At 61.5% G+C, this 22,234-nt stretch carries 24 protein-coding genes and 1 pseudogene; 13 read left to right on the top strand and 12 right to left on the bottom strand.

Features of this window, described 5'->3' with window-relative positions:
* Nucleotide 1 precedes the first annotated feature (1 nt).
* Together GA0061098_RS37295 and GA0061098_RS37290 are read left to right on the top strand one after the other, a co-directional pair.
* Nucleotides 2-2,194 (top strand): glycosyltransferase, encoded by a 2,193-nt coding sequence (locus GA0061098_RS37295; RefSeq protein WP_091966323.1) that lies wholly within the window; start codon nt 2-4, stop codon nt 2,192-2,194.
* A gap of 226 nt (nt 2,195-2,420) precedes the next feature.
* Nucleotides 2,421-4,250 (top strand): sensor domain-containing diguanylate cyclase, encoded by a 1,830-nt coding sequence (locus tag GA0061098_RS37290; protein ID WP_430649290.1) that lies wholly within the window; start codon nt 2,421-2,423, stop codon nt 4,248-4,250.
* Nucleotides 4,251-4,281: 31 nt separating this feature from the next.
* Here GA0061098_RS37290 and GA0061098_RS37285 read toward each other — a convergent pair whose 3' ends face one another.
* On the bottom strand, nt 4,282-5,505 hold the full coding sequence (locus tag GA0061098_RS37285; RefSeq protein WP_091966322.1) for a polyhydroxyalkanoate depolymerase: 1,224 nt from the start codon (nt 5,503-5,505) through the stop codon (nt 4,282-4,284).
* A 159-nt stretch (nt 5,506-5,664) separates the two neighbouring features.
* Here GA0061098_RS37285 and GA0061098_RS37280 point away from each other — a divergent pair, with 159 nt between their 5' ends.
* On the top strand, nt 5,665-6,321 hold the full coding sequence (locus GA0061098_RS37280) for a glutathione S-transferase family protein (protein ID WP_091966321.1): 657 nt from the start codon (nt 5,665-5,667) through the stop codon (nt 6,319-6,321).
* A gap of 279 nt (nt 6,322-6,600) precedes the next feature.
* On the opposite strand, the gene GA0061098_RS37275 is transcribed toward GA0061098_RS37280, so the two are convergent.
* Nucleotides 6,601-6,825 carry a hypothetical protein gene (locus tag GA0061098_RS37275; RefSeq protein ID WP_091966320.1) on the bottom strand — a complete coding sequence of 75 codons (225 nt, stop codon included), beginning with the start codon at nt 6,823-6,825 and terminating at the stop codon, nt 6,601-6,603.
* A gap of 183 nt (nt 6,826-7,008) precedes the next feature.
* Between GA0061098_RS37275 and GA0061098_RS37270 the strand changes: the two genes are divergently transcribed.
* On the top strand, nt 7,009-7,362 hold the full coding sequence (locus GA0061098_RS37270; protein ID WP_091966359.1) for a hypothetical protein: 354 nt from the start codon (nt 7,009-7,011) through the stop codon (nt 7,360-7,362).
* A gap of 9 nt (nt 7,363-7,371) precedes the next feature.
* Here GA0061098_RS37270 and GA0061098_RS37265 read toward each other — a convergent pair whose 3' ends face one another.
* Complete coding sequence (locus GA0061098_RS37265) at nt 7,372-8,475, bottom strand: mandelate racemase/muconate lactonizing enzyme family protein (RefSeq protein WP_091966319.1); 1,104 nt, start codon at nt 8,473-8,475, stop codon at nt 7,372-7,374.
* A gap of 172 nt (nt 8,476-8,647) precedes the next feature.
* Here GA0061098_RS37265 and GA0061098_RS37260 point away from each other — a divergent pair, with 172 nt between their 5' ends.
* The 7 genes from GA0061098_RS37260 to GA0061098_RS45725 all read left to right on the top strand — a co-directional run bounded on the left by GA0061098_RS37260 (nt 8,648) and on the right by GA0061098_RS45725 (nt 15,805).
* Nucleotides 8,648-9,481 (top strand): AraC family transcriptional regulator, encoded by an 834-nt coding sequence (locus tag GA0061098_RS37260; RefSeq protein ID WP_091966318.1) that lies wholly within the window; start codon nt 8,648-8,650, stop codon nt 9,479-9,481.
* 140 nt (nt 9,482-9,621) lie between these two features.
* Complete coding sequence (locus GA0061098_RS37255) at nt 9,622-10,548, top strand: SMP-30/gluconolactonase/LRE family protein (RefSeq protein WP_091966317.1); 927 nt, start codon at nt 9,622-9,624, stop codon at nt 10,546-10,548.
* Nucleotides 10,549-10,743: 195 nt separating this feature from the next.
* Nucleotides 10,744-11,337 (top strand): GNAT family N-acetyltransferase, encoded by a 594-nt coding sequence (locus GA0061098_RS37245; RefSeq protein ID WP_091966315.1) that lies wholly within the window; start codon nt 10,744-10,746, stop codon nt 11,335-11,337.
* A gap of 16 nt (nt 11,338-11,353) precedes the next feature.
* A complete protein-coding gene (locus GA0061098_RS37240) occupies nt 11,354-13,000 on the top strand; it encodes a GMC family oxidoreductase (protein ID WP_091966314.1) in 1,647 nt (548 codons plus the stop codon).
* A gap of 161 nt (nt 13,001-13,161) precedes the next feature.
* Nucleotides 13,162-13,704 (top strand): REP-associated tyrosine transposase, encoded by a 543-nt coding sequence (locus GA0061098_RS37235; RefSeq protein ID WP_091966313.1) that lies wholly within the window; start codon nt 13,162-13,164, stop codon nt 13,702-13,704.
* Between the two features lie 906 nt (nt 13,705-14,610).
* Nucleotides 14,611-15,420, top strand: coding sequence for a C13 family peptidase (locus GA0061098_RS37230; protein ID WP_245323857.1), 810 nt, complete (start codon nt 14,611-14,613; stop codon nt 15,418-15,420).
* A 67-nt stretch (nt 15,421-15,487) separates the two neighbouring features.
* Nucleotides 15,488-15,805 carry a hypothetical protein gene (locus tag GA0061098_RS45725; RefSeq protein WP_208610718.1) on the top strand — a complete coding sequence of 106 codons (318 nt, stop codon included), beginning with the start codon at nt 15,488-15,490 and terminating at the stop codon, nt 15,803-15,805.
* Between the two features lie 241 nt (nt 15,806-16,046).
* Here the strand turns inward: GA0061098_RS45725 and GA0061098_RS37220 are convergent, their stop codons facing one another.
* Nucleotides 16,047-17,042, bottom strand: coding sequence for an ABC transporter substrate-binding protein (locus GA0061098_RS37220; RefSeq protein WP_091966312.1), 996 nt, complete (start codon nt 17,040-17,042; stop codon nt 16,047-16,049).
* A gap of 273 nt (nt 17,043-17,315) precedes the next feature.
* On the opposite strand from GA0061098_RS37220, the gene GA0061098_RS44295 reads away from it, so the two are divergent.
* Nucleotides 17,316-17,672, top strand: coding sequence for a hypothetical protein (locus GA0061098_RS44295; RefSeq protein WP_129591043.1), 357 nt, complete (start codon nt 17,316-17,318; stop codon nt 17,670-17,672).
* Between the two features lie 164 nt (nt 17,673-17,836).
* Here the strand turns inward: GA0061098_RS44295 and GA0061098_RS37215 are convergent, their stop codons facing one another.
* The 7 genes from GA0061098_RS37215 to GA0061098_RS37190 all read right to left on the bottom strand — a co-directional run bounded on the left by GA0061098_RS37215 (nt 17,837) and on the right by GA0061098_RS37190 (nt 21,015).
* Nucleotides 17,837-18,022, bottom strand: coding sequence for a hypothetical protein (locus GA0061098_RS37215; protein ID WP_091966311.1), 186 nt, complete (start codon nt 18,020-18,022; stop codon nt 17,837-17,839).
* 59 nt (nt 18,023-18,081) lie between these two features.
* Nucleotides 18,082-18,264 carry a hypothetical protein gene (locus GA0061098_RS44290; RefSeq protein WP_129591042.1) on the bottom strand — a complete coding sequence of 61 codons (183 nt, stop codon included), beginning with the start codon at nt 18,262-18,264 and terminating at the stop codon, nt 18,082-18,084.
* Nucleotides 18,265-18,293: 29 nt separating this feature from the next.
* Nucleotides 18,294-18,509 (bottom strand): hypothetical protein, encoded by a 216-nt coding sequence (locus GA0061098_RS37210; protein WP_091966357.1) that lies wholly within the window; start codon nt 18,507-18,509, stop codon nt 18,294-18,296.
* A 720-nt stretch (nt 18,510-19,229) separates the two neighbouring features.
* Nucleotides 19,230-19,442, bottom strand: a complete 213-nt coding sequence (locus GA0061098_RS37205) for a hypothetical protein (RefSeq protein WP_165637848.1) — start codon at nt 19,440-19,442, stop codon at nt 19,230-19,232.
* Between the two features lie 177 nt (nt 19,443-19,619).
* Nucleotides 19,620-19,802, bottom strand: coding sequence for a hypothetical protein (locus GA0061098_RS37200; protein ID WP_091966310.1), 183 nt, complete (start codon nt 19,800-19,802; stop codon nt 19,620-19,622).
* 91 nt (nt 19,803-19,893) lie between these two features.
* Nucleotides 19,894-20,103, bottom strand: coding sequence for a hypothetical protein (locus GA0061098_RS37195; RefSeq protein ID WP_245323855.1), 210 nt, complete (start codon nt 20,101-20,103; stop codon nt 19,894-19,896).
* 549 nt (nt 20,104-20,652) lie between these two features.
* Nucleotides 20,653-21,015 (bottom strand): hypothetical protein, encoded by a 363-nt coding sequence (locus GA0061098_RS37190; protein ID WP_091966308.1) that lies wholly within the window; start codon nt 21,013-21,015, stop codon nt 20,653-20,655.
* Between the two features lie 327 nt (nt 21,016-21,342).
* Between GA0061098_RS37190 and GA0061098_RS37185 the strand changes: the two are divergent.
* Nucleotides 21,343-21,816, top strand: a pseudogene (locus tag GA0061098_RS37185) (tyrosine-type recombinase/integrase).
* Nucleotides 21,817-21,907: 91 nt separating this feature from the next.
* On the opposite strand, the gene GA0061098_RS37180 reads toward GA0061098_RS37185, so the two are convergent.
* On the bottom strand, nt 21,908-22,234 hold a 327-nt coding region (locus tag GA0061098_RS37180; RefSeq protein ID WP_129591041.1), incomplete at its 5' end, for a helix-turn-helix domain-containing protein.

Genomic DNA, 22,234 nt, shown 5'->3' with positions numbered 1-22,234 from the left:
CATGCAGGCCATGACTCTGTCTCTCTCTCAGCTGTTCGCGCCGATGGTGGGGATTTTTGCGGCGATGTACCTGTTGGCGCCGACCTTTCCAGTCGCGCGCCCTTGGGCACGTGTCGCGGTCTTTGTCGCGGTTTGGCTTGTCGTGGCTCGCTATCTCGAATGGCGCATTTTTACCACGGTGCTGCCTGCAACCGGGACTTGGTATCAGGTTTACTGGATCTGGTTCTGTCTCTTCGTTGAGCTACTGACCTTCACGGATCAGTTTATTCTTTATCTGATTTTCCTTCGCAGGACCGATCGCCGCAGCGAGGCAGATCAGCACGAGCGTCGGCTTCGCAGCCTGCCGCATGATGAGCTGCCATCGGTCGACGTCCTTATTCCAACCTTTGACGAGCCGTTCGAGGTGTTGGAAAAGACGATCACCGGCGCGTTGTGTCTGGACTATCCAAACTTCCAGGTCTGGGTTCTGGATGATGGTCGCCGGCCTTGGCTCAAGAAACTCTGCGAGGAAAAGGGTGCCGGGTATCTCACGCGCGCCGACAATTTGAATGCCAAGGCCGGCAATATCAATCATGCGCTGACGCAGACGAGCGGCGAGTTCTTTGCGATTTTTGACGCGGACTTCGTGCCGCAGTGCAAATTCCTGATGCGCACGATCGGCTTCTTCGCGGATCCAAAGATCGGAATCGTTCAGATCCCGCACACCTTTTACAACGAGGATCCGATGCAGGCGAATCTCGGCCTGCACAGGGGATTGCCGGACGAACAACGGTTCTTCTTCGATTCCATCATGCCCGCGCGCGACGGCTGGGATGGTGCCTTTTGTTGTGGTTCCAACTCCGTCACGCGTCGTGCAGCACTTCGCGTGGTTGGGGATGCCTTGCCAACCCAGTCCATTACCGAAGACATTCTGCTGACGCTGGTCCTGCTGCGCAAAGGGTACATCACCCGTTATCTCAACGAGCCCATGGCGATTGGATTGGCGCCGGAAAGCCTTGACGCGTTTTTCGTGCAACGGCAACGCTGGGCGCGTGGTGCGATCCAGACTCTGTATCTCTCCGCCGGCCCGCTCGGCCCCGGACTGGGCTTGATGCATCGGCTCCTGTTCTTTCCGACTCACTGGCTCTCATTGGGCTTGCGGGCGCTCATGGTCGTGGTGGTTCCGATCGTGTTCATGTGGACCGGTTTAGCGCCTGTCGTCGACGTCACCCCCGAGTCGGTCTTCTTTTACTTGTTCCCCGCGATCCTGGCGCTCAACGGCGGCATCTCTTGGTTTGCGCCGCACGTGCACTTTCCGCTCGCCGCTCAGGTGTCGGCGACGATCCAGAGCTTCAAGATTCTGCCGACGGTGCTCGGGACTCTCGTCAAGCCGACGGGACATGCGTTCAAGGTGACGCCCAAGGGAGCTGCCGCGCGGTGCGCAAGCTACGCCGCGGAGATATTCTGGCCGTCGGCGGCGCTGATGGCGTTGACGGTTATCGGCCTGGTTCTGAACACCATCCCGGAATGGCGGATGATCGATCATCCGGCCGCTTTACCGATGGTCGCCTTCTGGTCGGTGGTGAACGTCGTCGTGCTCTTCTTCGTCTGCATGACCTCGCTGCAGGCTCGGATGGGACGCGCCGAGGAGCGTTTCGACGTCGATGAATCGGTCTTGATCGAGACTGGGGCCGGCGAACGGCTTTCTGGGCGCGTGAGCAACATCTCCCTCTCTGGCGCTGGCGTTCTGCTCGGCTCCGGCATTGACTGTCCCGGCGCTGGAGAACCGCTGCGCGTGCACATCATGCAGGTGGGCTGGATCGACGCGATGATTGTACAGCAACGAGGCCGGCTGGTCGGGATGCAGTTCCATTTGCCGCAATCGCTTGAACGAGACCTGCTGATTCGCAAGCTCTTTACCGTCGCCCGTTTGAAGGGGAACGGTGTCGTCGCATGCTCCGTGAACAGGGCGATGCTCAAGAACATCTGGTTAATGGCCATGCCGTCGCCTCAAATTGTTACAACTGGCGCGAAGCCCGCATCGCTTTCGCCGCCGATGCGTTTGCCGGCAGAGAGCCTGGTCATTCGGCCTCAACCGCGGATCGACGATCTGGCACATCTTGCCGGAGTCCGAAACCTGCATCCCGCCAGTTTCACTGAGCCTCACTTTGGCCGAGTGGCCGGCACGTTGAGCGAGGCCGTCAAGTCGGGCTGATTGCGGTGGTGTCCTTCTCGCCCGACCGGTCGATGGATTAGCCGCTCATCGATGCCGCCAGTCTTTCGGAGCCCTGCCAGAAACTCAACCGGAACGAGCAACTATCCCTTAGCCCAAGGCGTTTACAGGGTTGGGGTGGAGGGAACATCTCTTGATCGATCACCGGAGTGATGTTCGCCAGGGGCGTCTGACGTTCTGGGTCTCGGCATTCGTGGCGGTCGCCTGTATGGCGATTGTCGCGCTCAGCGGCTGGCGGGAATGGTCCTCGCGACTGGCGGTGCTGAAGGGTTCCGAAACGGACATGGCCAATCTGGCCCGGTCGCTGACGCAACACGCGGACGACACGTTCGAACTCGCGGATACCGTTCTGAATGTGCTGGTTGGTCAACTCGAACTGGAGGGAGCCGGGCCAACGGCAATCGCCAAGATTCAGACCTTTTTGACCCGACGCAAAGCCGCGAACCGGATCCGCGCCGTATTTATCTACGACGAGACCGGCCGCTGGCTCGCAACCAGCGAGCCAGTGGATTTCGCCCGTCTCAACAACAGCGACCGAGATTATTTCCAGCATCATCGTGCCGTGGCGGACCGGGGGACCTTCATTGGGAATCCGGTGAAGAGTAGATCGGGCGGTCAATGGATCATCACCGCGTCAAGGCGCTTCAATCATCCTGACGGCAGTTTTGCCGGAGTTGCCCTTACGACGATCGATGTCGACTATTTTCTAAAGTTTTATCGCGGGTTCGACGTTGGCCAGAACGGTTCAATCGCTCTAGCGACCGCGGGAGGCATTGTCCTCGCGCGTACCCCGGACAACGGATACACGGGCCGCGATCTGTCGAGTGCTCCGCTTTTCAAGACTATTCGCGAGCGGCCGGCTGCGGGCGTCTACTACTTCACGTCGCCTCTCGACGGCGTTCGGCGTCTGAGCTTCTATCAACTCAGCAGCCGCTACTCCGTTCTCCTCGTTGCTACGGAATCGGAAGATGACGTCTTGGCCCCCTGGCGCAGAGCCGCGCTGACGCGCATTGCCGCAGTCCTGGCGCTGACAGGTGGGCTCGGTGTTGCCGGGCTGATTCTGGTGCGCCAGTTGCACCTGCGGCAGAAGATGGCCGCTGCCCTGGTCGCCAAGGAGGCGGATTTTCGCCTCCTTGCAGAGCAGTCGGGAGACATGGTCATGCGCGTCGCAGTCGATGGACGGATCCTCTATGCGTCGCCGTCCACCGCTCGAATCCTTGGCTGGGCTCCGAACGAATTGGTGGATACATCAGCCCTCGCCGGCATCAATCCCGCGGATCTGGCCCGAGTTGAGCAAACGCTCTCCGCATTGATGAACGGCGAAGCCGAGGAGGCGAGAATCACATATCGCACCCGTCATCGTGAGAAGGAAGAGATCTGGGTCGAAACTGCACTGCGCGTCACGAGGAGTGCGCAGAGTGGACACATCAACGGCGTGGTGGCGATCTCGCGCGACATGACCGAACGCAAGGATCTGGAGGATAGGCTGGCGGCTCTCGCCCGTTCGGACGGACTGACGGCCTTGGCAAACCGCAGACACTTCGACGAGCGGCTGGAGGCGGAATGGGACCGGGCCAGGCGGGAAGGAACGCCTCTGTCACTGCTGCTGATGGACGTCGATCATTTCAAGAGCTTCAACGACCGGTACGGGCATCAAGCGGGCGATTCATGTCTCCGCTCAATCGCGGCGGTCCTGGCGCAGCAGGCCAGACGGCCGGCAGACGTGGCGGCCCGGTACGGTGGTGAGGAATTCGCCTTGCTGCTACCGAATACCGACGCAGGAGGTTGCGAGCAGGTCGGCGAGCGAGTCCGGCAGGCGATTGAGGACCTCGGCATCCTGCACGCGCTCAACCCGTCATCCAGGCAGGTCACCCTCAGTATTGGTGGCGCCACACATAATTCGTTCGGCGACAAGGCGGATTGCACGTCGCTGATAGCGGCTGCGGATAAGGCGCTTTACGCCGCCAAGGAGGGCGGACGCAACCGCCTGGTGATGTCAGGGCAAGTCGTCGCGTGGCCCGGCTCGATACGGGCTTGAAGAGCCAATTCCAGCGCGCCGCGACGTGGTGTCACGAATTCACGTGCACGAAATCCCGCAGCAGCGGATAGATCTCGTTGTTCCAGCGCCGGCCTGAGAATACGCCGTAATGGCCGACGCCGGCCTGCATGTGGTGGACGCGCCGATAGGCGCGCACGCCGGTGCAGAGATCCTGCGCGGCTAGCGTCTGGCCGATCGAGCAGATGTCGTCCTTCTCGCCTTCGACCGTCATCAGCCCCATGCGGCTGACGGCCTTGATGTTCACGGGGCGGCCCCGATGCATCAATTTGCCTTGCGGCAACAGATGCTCCTGGAATACGTCGCGCACGGTTTCGATGTAGAACTCGGCCGGCAGGTCCATCACGGCGAAATATTCGTCGTAGAAGGTCTTGATGGTCGCGGCCTTGTCCTTCTCGCCCTTGGCGATGTGGTTGGCGAGATCCATGTGCTGCTTGATGTGGCGCTCGAGGTTCATCGAGACGAAGGCGGTGAGCTGCACGAAGCCGGGATAGACTTTCCGCAAGGCGCCGCGGCACTGCATTGGCACGTAGTTGATCAGGTTCCGCTCGAACCATTCGATCGGCTTGCTCTTGGCGAAGTCGTTGACCCTGGTCGGCTGGATGCGGGTGTCGATCGGCCCCGCCATCAGCGTCAGCGTCGCCGGGCGCGAGGGATGGTTGTCCTCGCACATGATCGCGGCGGCGGCGAGCGCCGACACCGACGGCTGGCAGATCGCCACCATGTGCGGGCGCGGGCCGAGCTGTCCGAGGAAATCGATCAGATGCTCGGTGTAGTCGTCGAGCCCGAAGCGGCCCTCGCCGCGCGGAATGTCGCGCGGATTGTGCCAGTCGGTGATGTAGACGTCGTGGTCCTGCAGCAGCGTCTGAACGGTGCCGCGCAGCAGCGTTGCGAAATGGCCGGACATCGGCGCCACCAGCAGCATGCGCGGCTGCTCCGTCACGCCGTCCTTCCTGAAGTGCAGCAGCGAGCCGAACGGTGTCGCGTAGGCGATCTCCTCGGTGACGGCGACTTCGCGATTGCCGACCATGACGCTGTCGATGCCGTAGGCCGGGCGATGATAGGTGAGGGTGGAGCGCGAGATCAGCTCCAGCGCCGCCGACAGCCGGCCGACGACCTGGTCCGACATGCCCTGCGGCACCAGATTGAGGAATCTGAGCGCGGACGAAGCCCCCGCGCGCCACGGCGCCGCCAGGTCCATCTGGTTCTGAAAAGCCTGATAATACATCGACATCATACTGAAGTGCCCACCTGTCCCCCCGTCTTGATGCAATATCGAAGCCAGATGGGGGCCGGACCGCCGGGAAAATTGGCACGTCGCTTGCTGCTCTTTGGGCGGGAAGGACGGGGCACGCACGCGCGGCAGTGCGCTCCCAGGCGTGAGGGAAGGGGCCATATGGCAAAGGCGACACTGACCATCAGCAGCAAGAACTACTCGTCCTGGTCGCTGCGCGGCTGGCTGCTGACGAAATTCTCCGGGCTCGATTTCGAGGAAATCGTCACCGCGCCGGACGATCCGTCGGCGCGCGCCGAAATCCTCTTGCTGTCGTCGTCGATCCTGGTGCCGTGTCTGCGGCACGACGGTGCGGTGGTGTGGGATACGCTGGCGATCGCCGAATACCTCAACGAGGCGATGCCGTCAGCCTGCCTGCTGCCTGATGATCGCGTGCAGCGCGCGCATTGCCGCTCAATCTGCGGCGAAATCCATTCCGGCTTCACCACCTTGCGCGCCTCGCTGCCGGTGAATCTGAAAGGACATTTCCCCGGCTTCAAGATCTGGTCGCGCGCGCAGGCCGACATCGACCGGGTCTGGTCGATCTGGCGCGACTGCCTGGAGAAATCCGGCGGTCCGTTCCTGTTCGGCGAGCGGCGCACCATGGCGGATGCGATGTACGCGCCCGTGGTGACGCGCTTCGTCACCTACGACGTCAAGCTCGAGCCGCAGCTGAAGGCCTACGCCGACACCATCATGGCGATGGATGAGATGAAGGAATGGATCGCGGCGGCGAGGGAGGAGCCGGCCGAGATCGAGGAGCTCGAGGTCGAATATTAGGCAGGCCTTGCCTGGCCCTGCCTGTTTCGGGGGCGGGGACCAGCCAAGGCGGCCCGCGAGCTATGCCCTTGTTGCGATTAACCTTTGTCGCCCGTGCCAGTCCCGGGCGGTCCGCCGCGCTGCGCAGATATTGTACGCGCCGGCCAAGCCGCATCGACATCTAGCCGTGAACAGCTGCGTACGCGGTCGTTCGGCTGATTCGGACGTGATTCGTTCGGGCCGCGTTCCGAAGGTTAAGACGGAGCGCGGCCCCGTTGCATTTTGGAACAAATATGGGCGTCAGGCGGCCCCGCGCTGCCTCACGCGCGGCAGGCGCCAGCCTATGACGGTCGCTTCGACCGCGATGCCGGCTTCGTTGTTCTGCCAGCGGCCCTCGACATAACGGCAGGCGAACGGCAGCTGGTACGTCCCGCTGTGATCCTCGCACAGCACTTCGAGCGCAAGGCCCGGCGGTGGTTCTCCGGCGCCGTCGAATTCCGCCAGTCGTCTATCGCGCGTTGCCATTCCAAAAATCTCCCCTAAACAAAGCCGCGGAACAGCGCCCACTTCTTCCGCGTGCGGATCATCGTTCCCCGTCCAAGGGAACGATGCAAGCTCAACGCGAGAATGCGGTGCGAGTGTGGTAGCCTTGAGTGGCTGTGCGCAAACAGCGCACATTGCCGTGATCGATTGGACGAGGAACCCTTCATGCTGCTTCGAAACGCCGGCGTTTGTTTCGCGATATTGCTGCTCGCAACGCTGGCGAATGCGCCGATGCACGCGCAGGACGTGCCCGGCATCGAGATCTGCACGGTCGAAAAGACCATGGAGCGGCGCACCAGCTGCCTGCAGAGCAATGTCGACTTCCTGCAGAAGACGATCACCAAGCTCACGCTCGATCACCAGCAGAAGCTGGATGCAGCAAACCGCCAGATCGATGCGTTGAAGACGAACCTCGCGGGCTTGCAGAAGACGCTCGGCGATCTCCAGGCCGCCCAGGTGAAGACGGCCGAGGATCTGAAGAAGAAGCAGGACGCGCCGCCGGCGAAAGACGCGAAATAAGCGCGCCGATCACGTCACGCGATATCGCTCCATCACGTCCCGATCAGGCTCATAGCCGAGCCCCGCGCCCGAGGGCACCGCGACATGGCCGGTGGCATCGCTGTCCGCCCGGCCGGCCCAGAGGCAGGCCTCGCGCTTGAGATAAAACATCTCGACGAGCCCGTCCTCGCGTGTCGCCAGAAGGTGCAGTGTCGCGAGCAGGCCCGGACCGAAATACGGGGAGTGCGGAACGATCTTGACGCCGAGCTGATCGGCGAGCGCTGAGATCTTCAGAAACTCCGTGATGCCGCCGACCTTGGTCACCGACGGCTGGGCGTGGCTCACCGCGCCCGCCTGCATCATCTGGCGGAACTGATATTCCGTGCAGGCATTCTCGCCGGCGGCAATCCCGAGCCCGCCCTTGCTGCGGACCTCGGCGAGCGCGGCGAAGTCTTCCGGCGGCCACACCGGCTCCTCCAGAAACATTGGCCGCGCGTCCCGGCAGGTCGTTGCGAACGCGATCGCCTGCTCGGCCGTCAGCGGGCAGTTCATGTCGACCATCAGGGGAATGGCTGGCCCGATCGCCTCCCGCGCGGCGAACACCGCCGGCGCCGTGGTCTCGTGCAGCTTGATTGCGCCATAGCCGAGCGCGAGCGCCTTCCTGCATTCGGCCGCGATGTTGTCGGGCGAGCCGATCCGCAGCAGGCTCGCATAGGCGGGAATGGCCGTGCGCCTGGTCTCGCCGAGCAGGCGATGCAGGGGCACGCCCTCGACCTTGGCAGCAAGATCCCAGAGCGCGATGTCGAGCCCTGAGATCGCGAACATGGTGATGCCGTAGCGGCCGAACAGATGCAGATTGCGCTGGATCTGCTCCATCACGGCGGGGATGCCGGCCGCATCGGGCACTTTCAGCCCGCGGGCCTGCGGTGCGATCATTTCCTCGACGGCGCTGCGCGTGGTGCGCGGGCAGACATAGGCGAACGCGTCGCCCCAACCGGTCAGTCCGGCATCGGTGGTGACCTCGATCAGCACCATGTCGAGGGCGGTGATCGCGGATGCGCCCTGGCGAAAGCTCGCAATGCCGGCGTCATAGGGGATGCGGATTTGGTGCGCCCGCACATCGGTGATTTCCATGACGCGGGTTCCTCTTTCTCGTGAGCGGTTTCGAAACAGTCTAGCCGCGAACGCCAGGGCGTTGCCAGTGGCCATTCCCGGACTATCCTCACGCGAGGACAGCAATGCCGATCAAGCGAAGCCGGCGCTGACGGCGCATCATCGTCACGCTTCGAACGAGGGTTGAGCCGCCATGAACCCTGCCCAGCGCGCGCTCTGGTATATCGAGAGCCATCTGGCCGAGCCGATGACGCTCGACGAGATCGCTGCGATCTCGGGCGTGTCGCGGTTCCACATCGTGCGCGCGTTTGCCGCAGCCACCGGCCTTCCGGTGATGCGCTACGTCCGCGCGCGGCGGCTGACGGAAGCGGCGCGTCTTCTCGCGAACGGCGCGCCGAACATCCTCGGTGTCGCGCTGGAGGCCGATTACGGCTCGCACGAAGCTTTCACCCGCGCGTTCCGCGACCAATTCGGCACCACGCCCGAAGCGGTCAGGGCGGCAATGTGCGCCAATGACCTCAAGCTTCAGGAGCCGATCCTCATGGACTCCACCATGCTCGACCATCTCGCCCCGCCGCGCTTCGAGACCGCGCGGGCGTTGCTCGTCGCCGGTCCCGGTGAGCGCATCTCCTGCGACAACGGCGCCGTCATCCCCGGCCTGTGGCACCGCTTTCATCAGGAGGTCGCCGATATTCCATCGAGGGTCGGACAGATCGCCTACGGCGTCTGCTGCAACGGCGACGATTCCGGCAATTTCGACTACATCGCAGGCGTCGAGGTCGCCGAGTTCTCGGATCTGCCGCGACGCTTCGCCCGCATCCGCATTCCCGAGCAGCGCTATGCGGTGTTCGCGCATACCGAGCACGTCGCCTCGATCCGCCGCACCGTCAACACGATCTGGAATCGATGGCTGCCCGCCTCGGGTTTGACGGCCGCGGACGCGCCGAGCTTCGAGCGCTACGACGAGGCGTTCGATCCCGCAACCGGCAATGGCGGCTTCGAGATCTGGCTGCCGGTGAAGCGTTAAGGCTTCCGCAACGCTGGCATACCATCCCGCTTGCTTGGCAAGCCGAGGCGACTTTGTCATAACCGCAGGCAAATCTTGCGTGTGGGGCCCGTGCCGGACATCCCGTGCAAGCCATAACAAGCAGCCGGGAGGGTCCCACAATGTCTGACGTCCGCGTTCTCGCCACCGACCTCGAATTTCCCGAAGGGCCGGTCGTGATGCCGGACGGCTCGGTGGTGCTGGTGGAGATCCGCGGCCAGCGCCTGACCCGCGTTTATCCCGACGGCCGCAAGGAGATCGTCGCGAAGATTCCGGGCGGCCCGAACGGCGCCGCGCTCGGTCCCGACGGCAAGATCTACATCTGCAACAATGGCGGCTTCTCCTGGATCCCGACCCGCAACATGATCATGCCGGGCCCGCAGCCCGACGATTATCTCGGCGGCTCGATCCAGCGCGTCGATCTGCAATCCGGCAAGGTCGAGACCATCGTCACCAAATGCGGCGAGCACGATCTGCGCGGGCCGAACGATCTGGTGTTCGACAAGCAGGGCGGCCTCTGGTTCTCCGATCTCGGCAAGCGCCGCGCGCGCGAGATGGACGTCGGCGGTATGTACTACCTCAAGCCCGGCATGACGGAGCTCGTCGAGATCGTGCACGGCATATTGCCGGCGAACGGCATCGGGCTGTCGCCGGATGAGAATACCGTCTACATCGCGGAGACGCCGACCGGGCGGCTGTGGGCCTACGAGCTCTCCGCGCCCGGCACCCTCAAGCCGCGCGACGTGATCTATCGCGGCGAGCGGGGCAAGCCGATCTGCGGCCTCGGCGGCTACCAGATGTTCGACTCGCTCGCGGTGGAAGCCGGCGGCAATGTCTGCGTCGCCACCCTCGTCTCCGGCTGCATCTCGGTGATCGCACCGGACGGCACGCTGGTCGAGCAGATCCCGACCGGCGACCGCGTCACCACCAACATCGCCTTCGGCGGCCCCGGGCTGAAGACGGCCTACATCACGCTGTCAGGCAAGGGCGAGCTGGTCGCCATGGACTGGCCGCGTGGCGGATTGCCGTTGAATTTTTTGAACAAGTGAGCCAAGCCGTCATTGTGCGGGAGGCGAGGTAACTCTCAGACCCTCACCCTGAGGAGCGCGCCCTTCGCGCGCGTCTCGAAGGGCGAGGCCACCAGCCGGGCCTTCATCCTTCGAGACGCGAGTTCCGCGCTCCTCAGGATGGGGATCTGGCAGTCCGGTTGCTTCGCCGCACAATGACAACGGAGAAAGTCTAAAATGCCCTGGCCCGATCCCATCACCCTGCGTGGACAGCACGCCCGTCTCGAGCCGCTGTCGCATCAGCATCTCGATGGGCTGGTGACGGCCGTGAAGGACGGTGAGCTGTCAAAACTCTGGTACACCGCGATCCCGCTGCCGGAGAACATGGCCAAGGAGATCGACCGGCGCCTGGGGCTGCAGGCCGCGGGCTCGATGCTGCCGTTCACCGTGTTCGATGCCGGCGGCAACATCGTCGGCATGACGACCTACATGAACATCGATGCCGCCAACCGCCGCGTCGAGATCGGCTCGACCTGGTACGGCAAGAGCGCGCAGCGCGGCGCGCTCAACACGCAGTGCAAATTGCTGCTGCTGCGCCACGCCTTCGAGACGCTGAACTGCATTGCGGTCGAATTCCGCACCCACTTCTTCAATCACCAGAGCCGCCGCGCCATCGAGCGCCTGGGCGCCAAGCAGGATGGCGTCCTGCGCAGCCACCAGGTCGCGCCGAACGGCACGCTGCGCGACACCGTGGTCTACAGCATCACCGCAGCCGAATGGCCGACGGTGCAAACGCATCTGGAATTTCAACTCAACGACAAGCCGCGCTAGGAGCGGCCGAGGCACCATGGACAGATTTGATTATGTGATCGTCGGCGCGGGCTCTGCCGGTTGCGTGCTCACCAGCCGGCTGAGCGAAGACCCCAACACCAGCGTCTGCGTGCTGGAAGCCGGCCCGTCCGACTGGCATCCCTACATCCATCTGCCGGCGGGCTTCATCAAGACCTTCCACATGAAGAGCATCAACTGGGCCTACCAGCAGGAGCCGGGGCCCTGGACCGGCGGGCGCAGCATCTACGCGCCGCGCGGCAAGACGCTCGGCGGCTCGTCCTCGATCAACGGCCACATCTACAATCGCGGCCAGCGGATGGATTTCGACACCTGGGCGCAGATGGGCAATCGCGGCTGGGGCTATGCCGACGTGCTGCCCTACTTCCGCCGGCTGGAGAAGCGCGTGGGCGAGGGCGAGGACACCTATCGCGGCCGCGACGGCAGCCTCACCGTCACCACGATGGAGTGGCGCGACCCGCTCTGCGAAGCCTTCATGGAAGGCGCTGTCTCGCTCGGCATTCCCCGCAACCCAGATTACAACGGCGCCAAGCAAGAGGGCGTCTCCTACTGCCAGCGCACCATCGACAGGGGCTTGCGCGTCTCCGGCGCGACCGCGTTCCTCAAGCCGGCGATGAAGCGGCCGAACGTGCATGTGCACACCCATGCGCACGCGACCGAGATCATCTTCGAGGGCAAGCGCGCCGTCGGCGTGCGCTACACCAAGGGCGGCCGCGGCGGCACGCCGATCGAGGTGCGCGCCAACAAGGAGGTGATCCTCTCCGGCGGCACCTATAATTCGCCACAGCTGCTTCAGCTTTCCGGCGTGGGTTCGCCCGATCTGCTGCAGCAGCACGGCATCGCCGTGCGCCACGCGCTGCCCGTCGGTGAGGGCCTGCAGGACCATTACGCCCCGCGCACCGTGGCGCGCGTGAAGGACATCAAGACCATCAACGAGCTCCGCCGCGGCTTCTCGCTGTGGATCGAGGCGCTGAAATGGGCGACCGCGCGCCGCGGCCTGCTCTCGCTGTCGCCGACCATGGTCTATTGCTTCTGGCATTCAGGCGAGAGCGCCGACAGTTCCGACCTGCAGCTCACCTTCACGCCGGCGTCCTACAAGGAGGGCGTGCAGGGCCAGCTCGAGGACGAGCCCGGCATGACGGTGGCGTCCTGGCAGCAACGCCCGGAGAGCCGCGGCTATGTCCGCATCCGCTCCAACGATCCGTTCGCGCCGCCGATTATCCAGACCAATTATCTCGACGCCGAGCTCGACCGCCGCGTCATCGTCGGCGGCATGAAGCTCGCGCGGCGCCTTTTGAAGTCCGCGCCGCTGTCGCCCTATTACGCCTACGAGGATTTCCCCGGTCCCAACATCAACACCGATGACGAATTCCTCGCCGCCGCCACCGAGCGCGGCACCACCACCTTCCACCCCGGCTGCACCTGCCGCATGGGCCCGGCGGATTCGACCTGGGCGGTGGTCGACGACCAACTCCGCGTCCATGGGCTGGAAGGACTGCGCGTGATCGATGCCTCCGTCATGCCGCGCATGATCTCGGCGAATTTGAACGCGTCGACCATGATGATCGCCGACCGCGCCTCCGACCTGATCCGCGGCAAGGCGCCGATGGAAGCCGCAAGTATTCCCGACGCGGCGGTGGCGTAGGGCGAAGTTCGTAGGATGGGTAGAGCGCAGCGAAACCCATCATCGTGCCGCAATTTCTAAAGGCGCGATGGGTTTCGCTGTGCTCTACCCATCCTATGAGATTTGTGTTTTTAGTTGAGTGTTTTCCTCGATCATTCTCCGAGGTTGTGCTATCATGCAGTATGACCTCCTATCGGCGCAACTTCGTCCCGGGCGGAAGTTTCTTCTTCACCGTCAACCTGCTCGACCGTGGGCAATCGCTCTTGACGGCGAATATCGGCCTGTTGCGCGCAGCATTTCGTGAAACGCGTCAACGGCATCCTTTCACGATCGATGCGATCGTCGTGCTGCCGGAGCATCTTCACGCCGTCTGGACAATGCCGAACGGAGATGCCGATTTCGCCATGCGCTGGAGGCAGATTAAGTCAGCCTTCTCCCGGAAGCTCTCGCCCGACGAGCTAGTCTCACCGAGCCGTGCTGGTAAAGCGGAGCGCGGCGTCTGGCAGCGCCGCTATTGGGAGCACACCATCCGCGACGAAGAGGATTACGCGCGGCATATCGACTATGTGCACATCAATCCCGTGAAGCACGGCTTGGTCGATCGCGTCTGCGACTGGGCGCCATCGTCGTTCCATCGCCACGTGGCGCTCGGTAACTATCCGCCAGATTGGGCTGGCGATCTGTCGCAATGCGACGACGGTGCAAAGTTCGGAGAGCGCAGTTGAAGTAGCCGTAGGATGGGTAGAGCGCAGCGAAACCCATCGCGCCTCAGCCAGCGCGGCAAGATGATGGGTTTCGCTACGCTCTACCCATCCTACGAAGCTAGCTTGTCCCACGAGGTGGCTGTGTCGCAGCCCGTCAACCCCTCCTCGCAAAAATATTCCACTTTACCGAAATTCGGAATTGCGGCATAGATCGAAGCAGCCCAGCCCGACGAAGAGGGGCGGTTCGCGAGTCGTTCGAAACGCGGGCCGGGTTGCGGTGGACGCGGCAGCGTCGTGCGCGAGAGGCGCGGGCAGGGCGGGTAGTCCCTGTGAGCCCGAGGCTTCGTGCGGACGAGCGGCGCTGAGCGCGTACGGCAAAACCGTGTGGTCCTTGCTGCAAGCACTATTTTAGGCCTGTTGAAATCGCCGGAAGTGACGGAAAATAAAGGAATATTTCGGCTGCCGCCTGGCTAGCGAACGGCCCGCCTGAACCGGCCGGGCCCTAATAGGCCCTAGTTTCAAATGGCGCAGGCGCAGGCCCGGCCCCGGTGCCCTTCGCTCTACGACCCGGCCTGAGCGCTGGCGCGACCGTTGGGCCGGCGTCCTGTAGCTTCGCTCGGACGGCTCCCCTGGCCTTCGGGACGGCCTTGCCGTGCTGTCCCTTGGTGCTTGCTATGGTCAGATTTTGGATCAAAGGCTGCCTTCGAGCGACCGGCCGGGACATTTGCGCTAAGGGCCATTTCCGGACTCATGCGCCGCAACAAACGAGAGTCATATTCGATCACCTCATCTGCGCGGCCGAGCGGCGGCAACGGAATGGAGAGATCGCGCGGCACTTTTGCCGCGCATCGGCATGGTGGTGAGCCCGAAACTGCAAAGCGTGCGCATCGCTGACGAACTGTCATTCCGAAGCATGGAAATTCGCTGATGTTCCGCTATTTTGTATTCAGCTGCAATTCTGCAGCGGTGATCTCGAAACGAGGTTCGCCCATGACCTCCGTGTCCTGGATCAGGCGGCTCGGCGCGCCGCTCGTCGCTTTTGTTTTGATCATCGGGCCGTCTTTTTCGCCGGTACATGCTGTTGAGGATGCTGGAAAGGTCGGCGTGGTGTCCTTTGGCCTGTTCGGCGATCAAGGCGTGTTTAGATCCGAGGCGACTGGCGCAGCTCAGATCGTAGCCGGCCGTTTCGAGACTGGCCCGATCAACGTGCAGTACAATTCCAAGAAAGGCGGAAGCGCAACGATCGAAGCTCTTGCCCGGTCGTTGCAAGTGACAGCCAACCGCTTGGATGCCGAGAAAGATGTTCTCTTTTTGATTCTTACCTCGCATGGCTCTCCGGACGGCCTTGCAATCAAGGCGGGGCGGGTCACACAAACGCTCACGCCAGCTCGTCTCGCCGACATGCTGGCGAAGACGGGTGTGCGACACAAAGTGGTGGTCATCTCGGCATGTTATTCCGGGGTCTTCATCCCGCGTCTAGCGAATGCCAATGTGCTGGTCATCACCGCGGCCGATGCCAGCCATCCATCTTTCGGCTGTGAGGACAAGGCCAAGTGGACCTATTTCGGCGACGCTTTTTTCAACGTCGCGCTGCGGCAGGCCGTCAGCCTAAAGGAGGCGTTTCTCGATGCGCGCTCACTCATCCGGGAGCGAGAATTGCGGGAGCATTTCGAGCCGTCGAACCCCCTCATGGCAGGCGGTGCAAACGTGCTGCCATTGCTTGTCGGACGCCCTTGAATGACCGGCCGCGAGTGCGGCTGCAGCGGAGGGAAGCTCACTGCGGTACGGTCATGAGTTCGAGCACATGGCCGTCAGGATCGCCAAAATAGACGCCGCGACCGCCGTTCCAGTCGTTGAGCTTACCATCGTCGAGACTCAATGGTGTGCTGCCATAGGCGAGCTTCGCCTCGCGAATGCGGCCGAACATGGCATCGAACTCGGCATCGCTTACGTGGAAGGCGTAGTGGTGGCTCTCGAACTCCTCGTCGTCGTCGAAAAGGAGCGTGAGCGTGTCGTTGATACATACCGGCGCGAAATGTCCACCTTTCGGATCGGCCTGGGGGCCAAAAATGCGCGCAAAAAAACTGCGCCGCTGCGCGCTTGTCGCGGGCGGGGACGATGATGTGGTTGAGGGTGATGGTCATCGGAAGACACCTCGCCAACGATGATATACTCAAGACAAACCATAGATAGGTTTTGCAGGTCGTGGCGTGAAGGGAGCTTTATCGGACTGCGGGATGCCTAAAGACTGGATTGGGTCACAAGCCGCCGATGGCGGCCGATCTTCGCGACTTCCGCTCTACCCCCAACAACGGACGTGCCGACGGCTGCCGAGACCTTCGGCTAAGGGCCAATAGGCGACGTCACTCGACAACTTGATTGGCGCGGACGAGCAGCATCGCCGGCAGTGCGAGCCCGAGCGACTTCGCAGTCTTGAGATTGATACTCAGCTCGAATTTGGTCGGTCGGTAGAAGGGGATATCTCCGGGACTGGTGCCTTTAAGAACCTTGTCGATGAGGTTGGCGAGGCGCCGAAAGGTCTCTGGTAGATCAATCGAATAAGCCATCAGTCCACCCAGTCGCACGTACTCGCCGTAAGCGTACATTGTGGGAATGCGGCCCGCCGCCGCTAATTCAACAATAGCCGCGCCAGTGGCGAGATGCTCGGCCTCATCTGACACCATGAGCGCATCTGCTCCTTCCATTGAGCTGAAGACTCGCTGGTACTCTGTCAGGTAAAAGCCGCTGTCCAGAAGGGCTGCCTTCAGCGAAACACCCGCTCGTTTCGCTGCCTCGCGCGCTGCCGCACCTCTCATGTCTTCCCAGTACGATCGCGACACAAGGTAACTGAGGGTGGACAGTCCCGGCATCGCCTCGACCAGTAGCTCGATACGCTTTCCAATGAGCTCCAATTCCGTCCCGATGGTGACGCCTGTGATGTTGCCGGCCGGCCGCGCGATGCTGGCCACAAGTCCCAAGGCAACCGGGTCGTTGACTATTGTCACAATCGGAATTGTCGTCGTCGCCATTTTAAAATCCAGCGATAGACGCGCGGCCACTGCTAAAATCAAGTCGGGATGTGTGCTGATCACATCTCGAACCAATTCGGAATAGCGTTCTGGCCGACCTTCTCCCGAGTAGCGATCAATCACGAGGTTTTGGCCCTTGACGTAGCCAAAGCGGCTCAGCTCCTCGAAAAAGGCGCGGTATTGCGGTGGACCGCTCAGGCCCATTTCACTGACTTTGAGAGCCGGGCTAACGAATGCGATCCGCTTTACTCTCGCCCGTTGCTGCGCTTGCGCCGCGAGTGGCGTCGCCGCCATGCTCACGAAAAGCGTAATGAACTCACGCCGTCGCATGTGCCCCCCTGACGGGAAAACCTGATCGACCACTCAAATTAGCACCTTACGACGGGAGCGGAGCAAGAAAGGTGGAGACCCTCAGCACTCGTGAGCCGATGTCAGCTCTGGGTCACAAGCGGCCCTCAACGGCCATCACCGTGAAGGTCCGCTACGGGGCCACGAGCCGACATTGTGCCGGTCAGGTTTTGAGCATTCATCGTTCATCCGTGCTAAGATCAAAGGGTTATTAAGCTGCCGCGCTCCTCCCCCGGCAGCGGTGCAGGGCACATTATGGCCGAGAGCCCCAAGCCCGATTCAAAAGCCGCCACGCAATATTTGACGTGGGCGTTGGAAGAGATTGAGAAGACTGGTCACCCAATAGCTGCTCTCCACGTTCAGATTGCCTTGAACGACCTGCGCAGCCCTAACTCGGCAGATCAGAATGCTGGACGCGACGCTGCTTCTCACGCTGCCCGAGAAGCAAGGCGACTTCGCGCCAAAGCCGAGGAAGCCGAACAGTTAGCCGAACTGGCAGTGACGGCATCGAGACGTGAAGCTATTATGAGTATGGTGGAGAGCTACCGGCGTACAGCAGACCAGCTGGATCAAGCCTCGCCGGCTCGCGACGTTGGAACGAAGAAAAAATAGCCGAGACGTCTGATATGGATCACCAGCGGCCCCTCGAAGTGGGCACGGCCCGCGTCCGGTCTGCCGCGGATAGCCAACACACAATGGCCTCGGCCTTGTTCGGCTAAGGGCCAGGTCGGAATTGCTCGGCACGAATATCAAAGGGTCTGTCAACTGAGACAGTCTTACTTCCTCTCGAGCAAATTGGCTAAGTCCAACTCGAAAATCTGCTGTGTTTGCTCGAACAGTTTAAGGAGGTCGATTGAGGTTTGCATTCCGTGGCGGGCAACAATCGCTCGCTGACGCTCAATGATCAGCCTGCCACTCTCAACGTGGCGCTGTGCTTGGGCGATCTTCTCGTCCAGCGTCATTGCCGGTTCCTGCCTGGAACCAGCGTGCGCTCAGAAATGAAAGTATGCCAGTTACAAATTCATTTCTCTTCGTCGCCGGGCAAGGGCACCGGCTCGTGGGTCTGGCTGCCCAAAAATGTGTCCGGGGGCGGATGAGCTTTCAGGACCCTAAGTGATTCAGCGATGACCCGGCGGGCTTCCTCTATGGCTCTCTTGTCGGTCAGGCCGTCCGGCCGGAAAATGAAAATTCCCTCAGGTGTCATGTTGCCTCATAACGTTATTGAGGTCTGGCTCAACGCCTGAAATACGACGAGGCCGTTAACGGCTGCTCTACTGCGTCTTGGACGGTGCGGATTTGGGCAGCGCGGCGGGCGAGTTCCTCGTAGGTCTTGGCGACGTTGCGCAAGCTTTTCCTTGTCTCAGGATACTCGCAATTGTCCGCCTTGGTTCGAAACTTCTCCGCTCGCATCTGCCAGTAGCGCGGCGGGTGCATACGCTTGATACCCATGACGCCAATCCCCAGAATTGGTCCGTTCATGTCGATTAATGTACATTCGGTCCAAATGTTCCGCCTACCTAAGAACGGTTATGTCGCTTCCTTGGCCCTCGGGTGCATCGCCAATTTTTGGGCCGCGTATTGCTCGGCCAGATTATCGAGGGCTGCGGTGGTAAGCTTGTCGCTTACCCGGTCAGAAATTCTGCGGTAGTGCTGGAGCTTCTCGTCCAGCTGAACGCACCTTGCGCACATAGCTGTTGCCTTCGTCGATTAGGCAGCAATGTATCATAAGTTAATAAGTTCCCTAAGCGATTTAGGCCGCCGCAGAATTCAACTCGGCCATTGAGGCTACACCGGCAACCAGAGAGCCCGCGCCTGCGTCGGCGATGGGTCACAAGCGGCCCTCAACAGCCATCACCGTGAAGGTTCGGTACGGGCCAAGAGCAGCCGTTCACCCGCCTCCGCTCTTCCACAGCCTTCAAGGCGACGCCCACCATCCGTCAGGAAATGGCTCCAGCAAAGTCCAACAGGCCTGGTTGTCGTTCGCAGGTTGTGGGAATCGCTCCTTCATTCTTCTTCTGCGGAGCTTGCAAAAAGGCCCCAACTCCAGGGCGGCGGAGCTGGGGCCTCTTAAGCTGCCTCCGGGGCAAAGGGCAGCCGAGTAGCAGGGAAAGATGGGTGCAGAGCTGGCAATCGTCGAAGCGTTCCGCGCGTCTGTTTGGGTCTGTGGCCTCATCGGCCTCCGTCGTCCTTGCCGTTGGGGCTGCTGTCGCCGCCGCCGTTGCCCCAGCCATTGTTGCCGTGGTGATGATGGTGAACCGCTCCGGCGCCAGACTTGGCAATTGCACTGGACGTGAGGGAGGTCGAGAGCAGTAGCGTGATCGCTGGAGGTGTCACGGCGGCGAACTTTCCGCAGGTCTTCAGAAATTCACGGACGGCGGTCATCGTCCTGGTCAGGTATGGGGGCTCTCCGGGGGAGGCGAAAATATCAAAATACATTAAATAGAATTAAATAAATTAAACTTGTTAATTCGTCAAACCGTAGGTTTTCGGCTCGTTGTTCGCTCTTCGGTACTCCCTCGGGGTAACGGTTCGCTCCTCTCAGGGCTGCAACCGCCGGCCTCAATTCATCTTCTGGCGGAGCTCCCTGATGATCGCGCGGAGGTCGGCAGCATACTCTTCGATGAGACGGCGAAGGTCATTCTGCTGCACCTCATTGTTCGCGCGGTGCGCCCAATCCGGCTCGCCCGTTTGGGCTGCCTGGTCGAGCGCGACGCCTTCAAGATGCCGAAGTTTGCTCTCCATGGCGCAAACTTAGCCAGCCAAGCCGTTCGGGCATTTAATTATGTGAAGCTGCCGTCCTCTCCTCGTAGGGATGTGGGCCATCCCTCTTAGCTCAGCTTCGTCGACTGATCTCATAGATGATGAGATCCCGATGTGCGATGTGCGAAGCCAAGGCGGTTTGGTAGGTGGCTAGCAGTTCTAGCGCAAGCTGTGTCTCATGACCGGCGCGATCCATGACAGCGATGCGCTCTTCCTGATCCGCGATATGGCGCTCGCCTTCGGCTACGTGCCGTTCGGCCTCCCGCAAATGGCGCAGCTGCATCCCGAGGTCCATTCCAGACCGCTACACCGGTTTGCGCAACCTGTCTTGACGTGGATCAAGCTCACTCCTCGTCCTGCGGGAAGGGTTCTTGGGTCTTTCGGCCAAGGAACGTGTCCGGTTCTGGACACTGGCGAAGCACCTGTTGCGCTTCTTATTATGGGCCGCCCTGGTTTGTTCGACTGCGAGGCGATCCCGCCATACTGACGCCCGATAGATCATTGGATAAAGGTCGGGATGTGAGGACATGTCCGAGACTGCCATGCTCCACTCCGGGCGAAATATCTTCCGATCAACGCAAATACGACGTTGAGAGTTCCCCGTCGGGTTCCATGGCCCCTCAGGGTCACAAACAAGGGATGTCAACTCCCTCAGGGACCGCATTCGCCGAACGACGGAATTTCCGCAATGGGTCAAAAGGCGAAGACTCGGGTTGACCAAACAGGTCCGCTGCCGCGCCGAGCGGGCCTTCCGGCCAGACGCGACGCAACTTCGCAGATGCGCCCGCAGCTATCGTCAGCTACTTGACTTTACCTTTGCAATCGCTCCGCTTCACTTCTGCAACCGCTCCGCTTCCGCGACGCTCTCCAGCTGCGCCGCCGTCCGGAGATAAGTGCGAGCGATGATGGTCAGTGTTTGGCGACGGGCCGCCGTTACCGCGAGTTCAGCCAGTTGTTCTGCCTCGGCAGCCTTGTCGCGGTATCGCTTTGCTTCAGCAATGCATTGATCCGATCGTTCTGCCGAAGCAAGTTCGCCGGTTATTAGGCATACACGACCCCGGCCTTCGGAGGTGGTAATTGCGCTGCTAGTAAGTGAGGTCGAAAGCAAGGCTGTGATCTTCGGAGGTGTTACGTAGGCGAACCTGCCGCAGGATCTTAAAAACTCGTGCCGATCGTCTTCTTCTGGAGAGGACATTGCGGCTCCTATGATTTTTTTGAAATATTTATTAGTTGATTAGAGAGTTAAGCAGTTCAAACAAGAAATGTAACTATATCCTGTGTCGTATCGGAGACCCGCCGCTGCGGGCATTGAAATCTTGACGAGGTCCGGTGCGGGTCAAAATCGGTCCTGTCATCGCTCGAATTGGACGCAAGTACGTCTCCAATGATCTCGAAGCGGACGCGGGATTGGAAGGGCTCCGGGCTGAAAATGACCAGCCTCACTAGCTGAGGAGGTCAACATGACCGATAGCCCAAGCACTATCCTGCCGTCTCGAAACACGCTCCTTGGAACAAGGGGAAGATGGTCGGCGCAAAGCCGCCGCTCCCTCCGAAGCACGTCTGGTCAATCCGAACCAAGCTCCAGGTCGAAGGCCGAATGCGCGATCTGGCGCTATTCAACGTGGCCATCGACAGCAAGCTGCGCGGCTGATTTGAACTGACGGAATCAGCCCGGCAGGCAATCGATGATTACATGCGGGTTACTGGCAAGAAGTCAGGAGAATACCTGTTCACTGGCCGGCGGCGGACTGGACATATGACGACCCGCCAGTATGCCCGACTACTATCTCACCGGATCGCCGACATCGGACTGGACCCGCACCTGTTCGGGACGCATTCCCTTCGTCGGACGAAGGCGACCTTGATCTATCGCCGAACCGGCAACCTACGAGCCGTACAGCTCCTTCTGGGGCACACGAAGATCGAGAGTACCGTTCGATATCTCGGCATCGAGGTCGACGACGCCCTCGCGATAGCAGAACAAGTTGACGTCTGACTTCGGGGGCAGAGCAGACGTGCTCTGCGCTGCCCTCACAGACGGCTCCGGGCCACAAGCAGACTCAGCAACGAGGCCTCCATTTGCAAGATTATGCGTTGGCGTCGGCCGCCACGAGTGATGATGGGCGATTGAGGCGGATCGCAATCTGCTTCGCGGGGCGCTTCAAGGTCTCCGACGGCGACTCTCCGAACGCGGCGCGATAGGCCACCGCAAAGCGGCCAAGCTCGCAAAAGCCATGGTCGGTAGCTATCCGAGTGACGGTTGACGTCGATGGAACCGCGCTCAGCAACGCGCGATGCACGAGGTGCATTCGACGGAGCGTGAGAAAACGGATCGGTCCCATGCCCAGATGCTCTTCGCAGGAGGCGCGAAGCGTTCGCTCCGCGACACCGATAGCTGCACAGATTTCGGTGAG

The organism is Bradyrhizobium shewense (genome assembly GCF_900094605.1).
In the GTDB taxonomy this organism is placed as follows: domain Bacteria; phylum Pseudomonadota; class Alphaproteobacteria; order Rhizobiales; family Xanthobacteraceae; genus Bradyrhizobium; species Bradyrhizobium shewense.
Note: the sequence above shows the minus strand (reverse complement) of the source record. Positions and strands in the feature narration are given on the sequence as shown.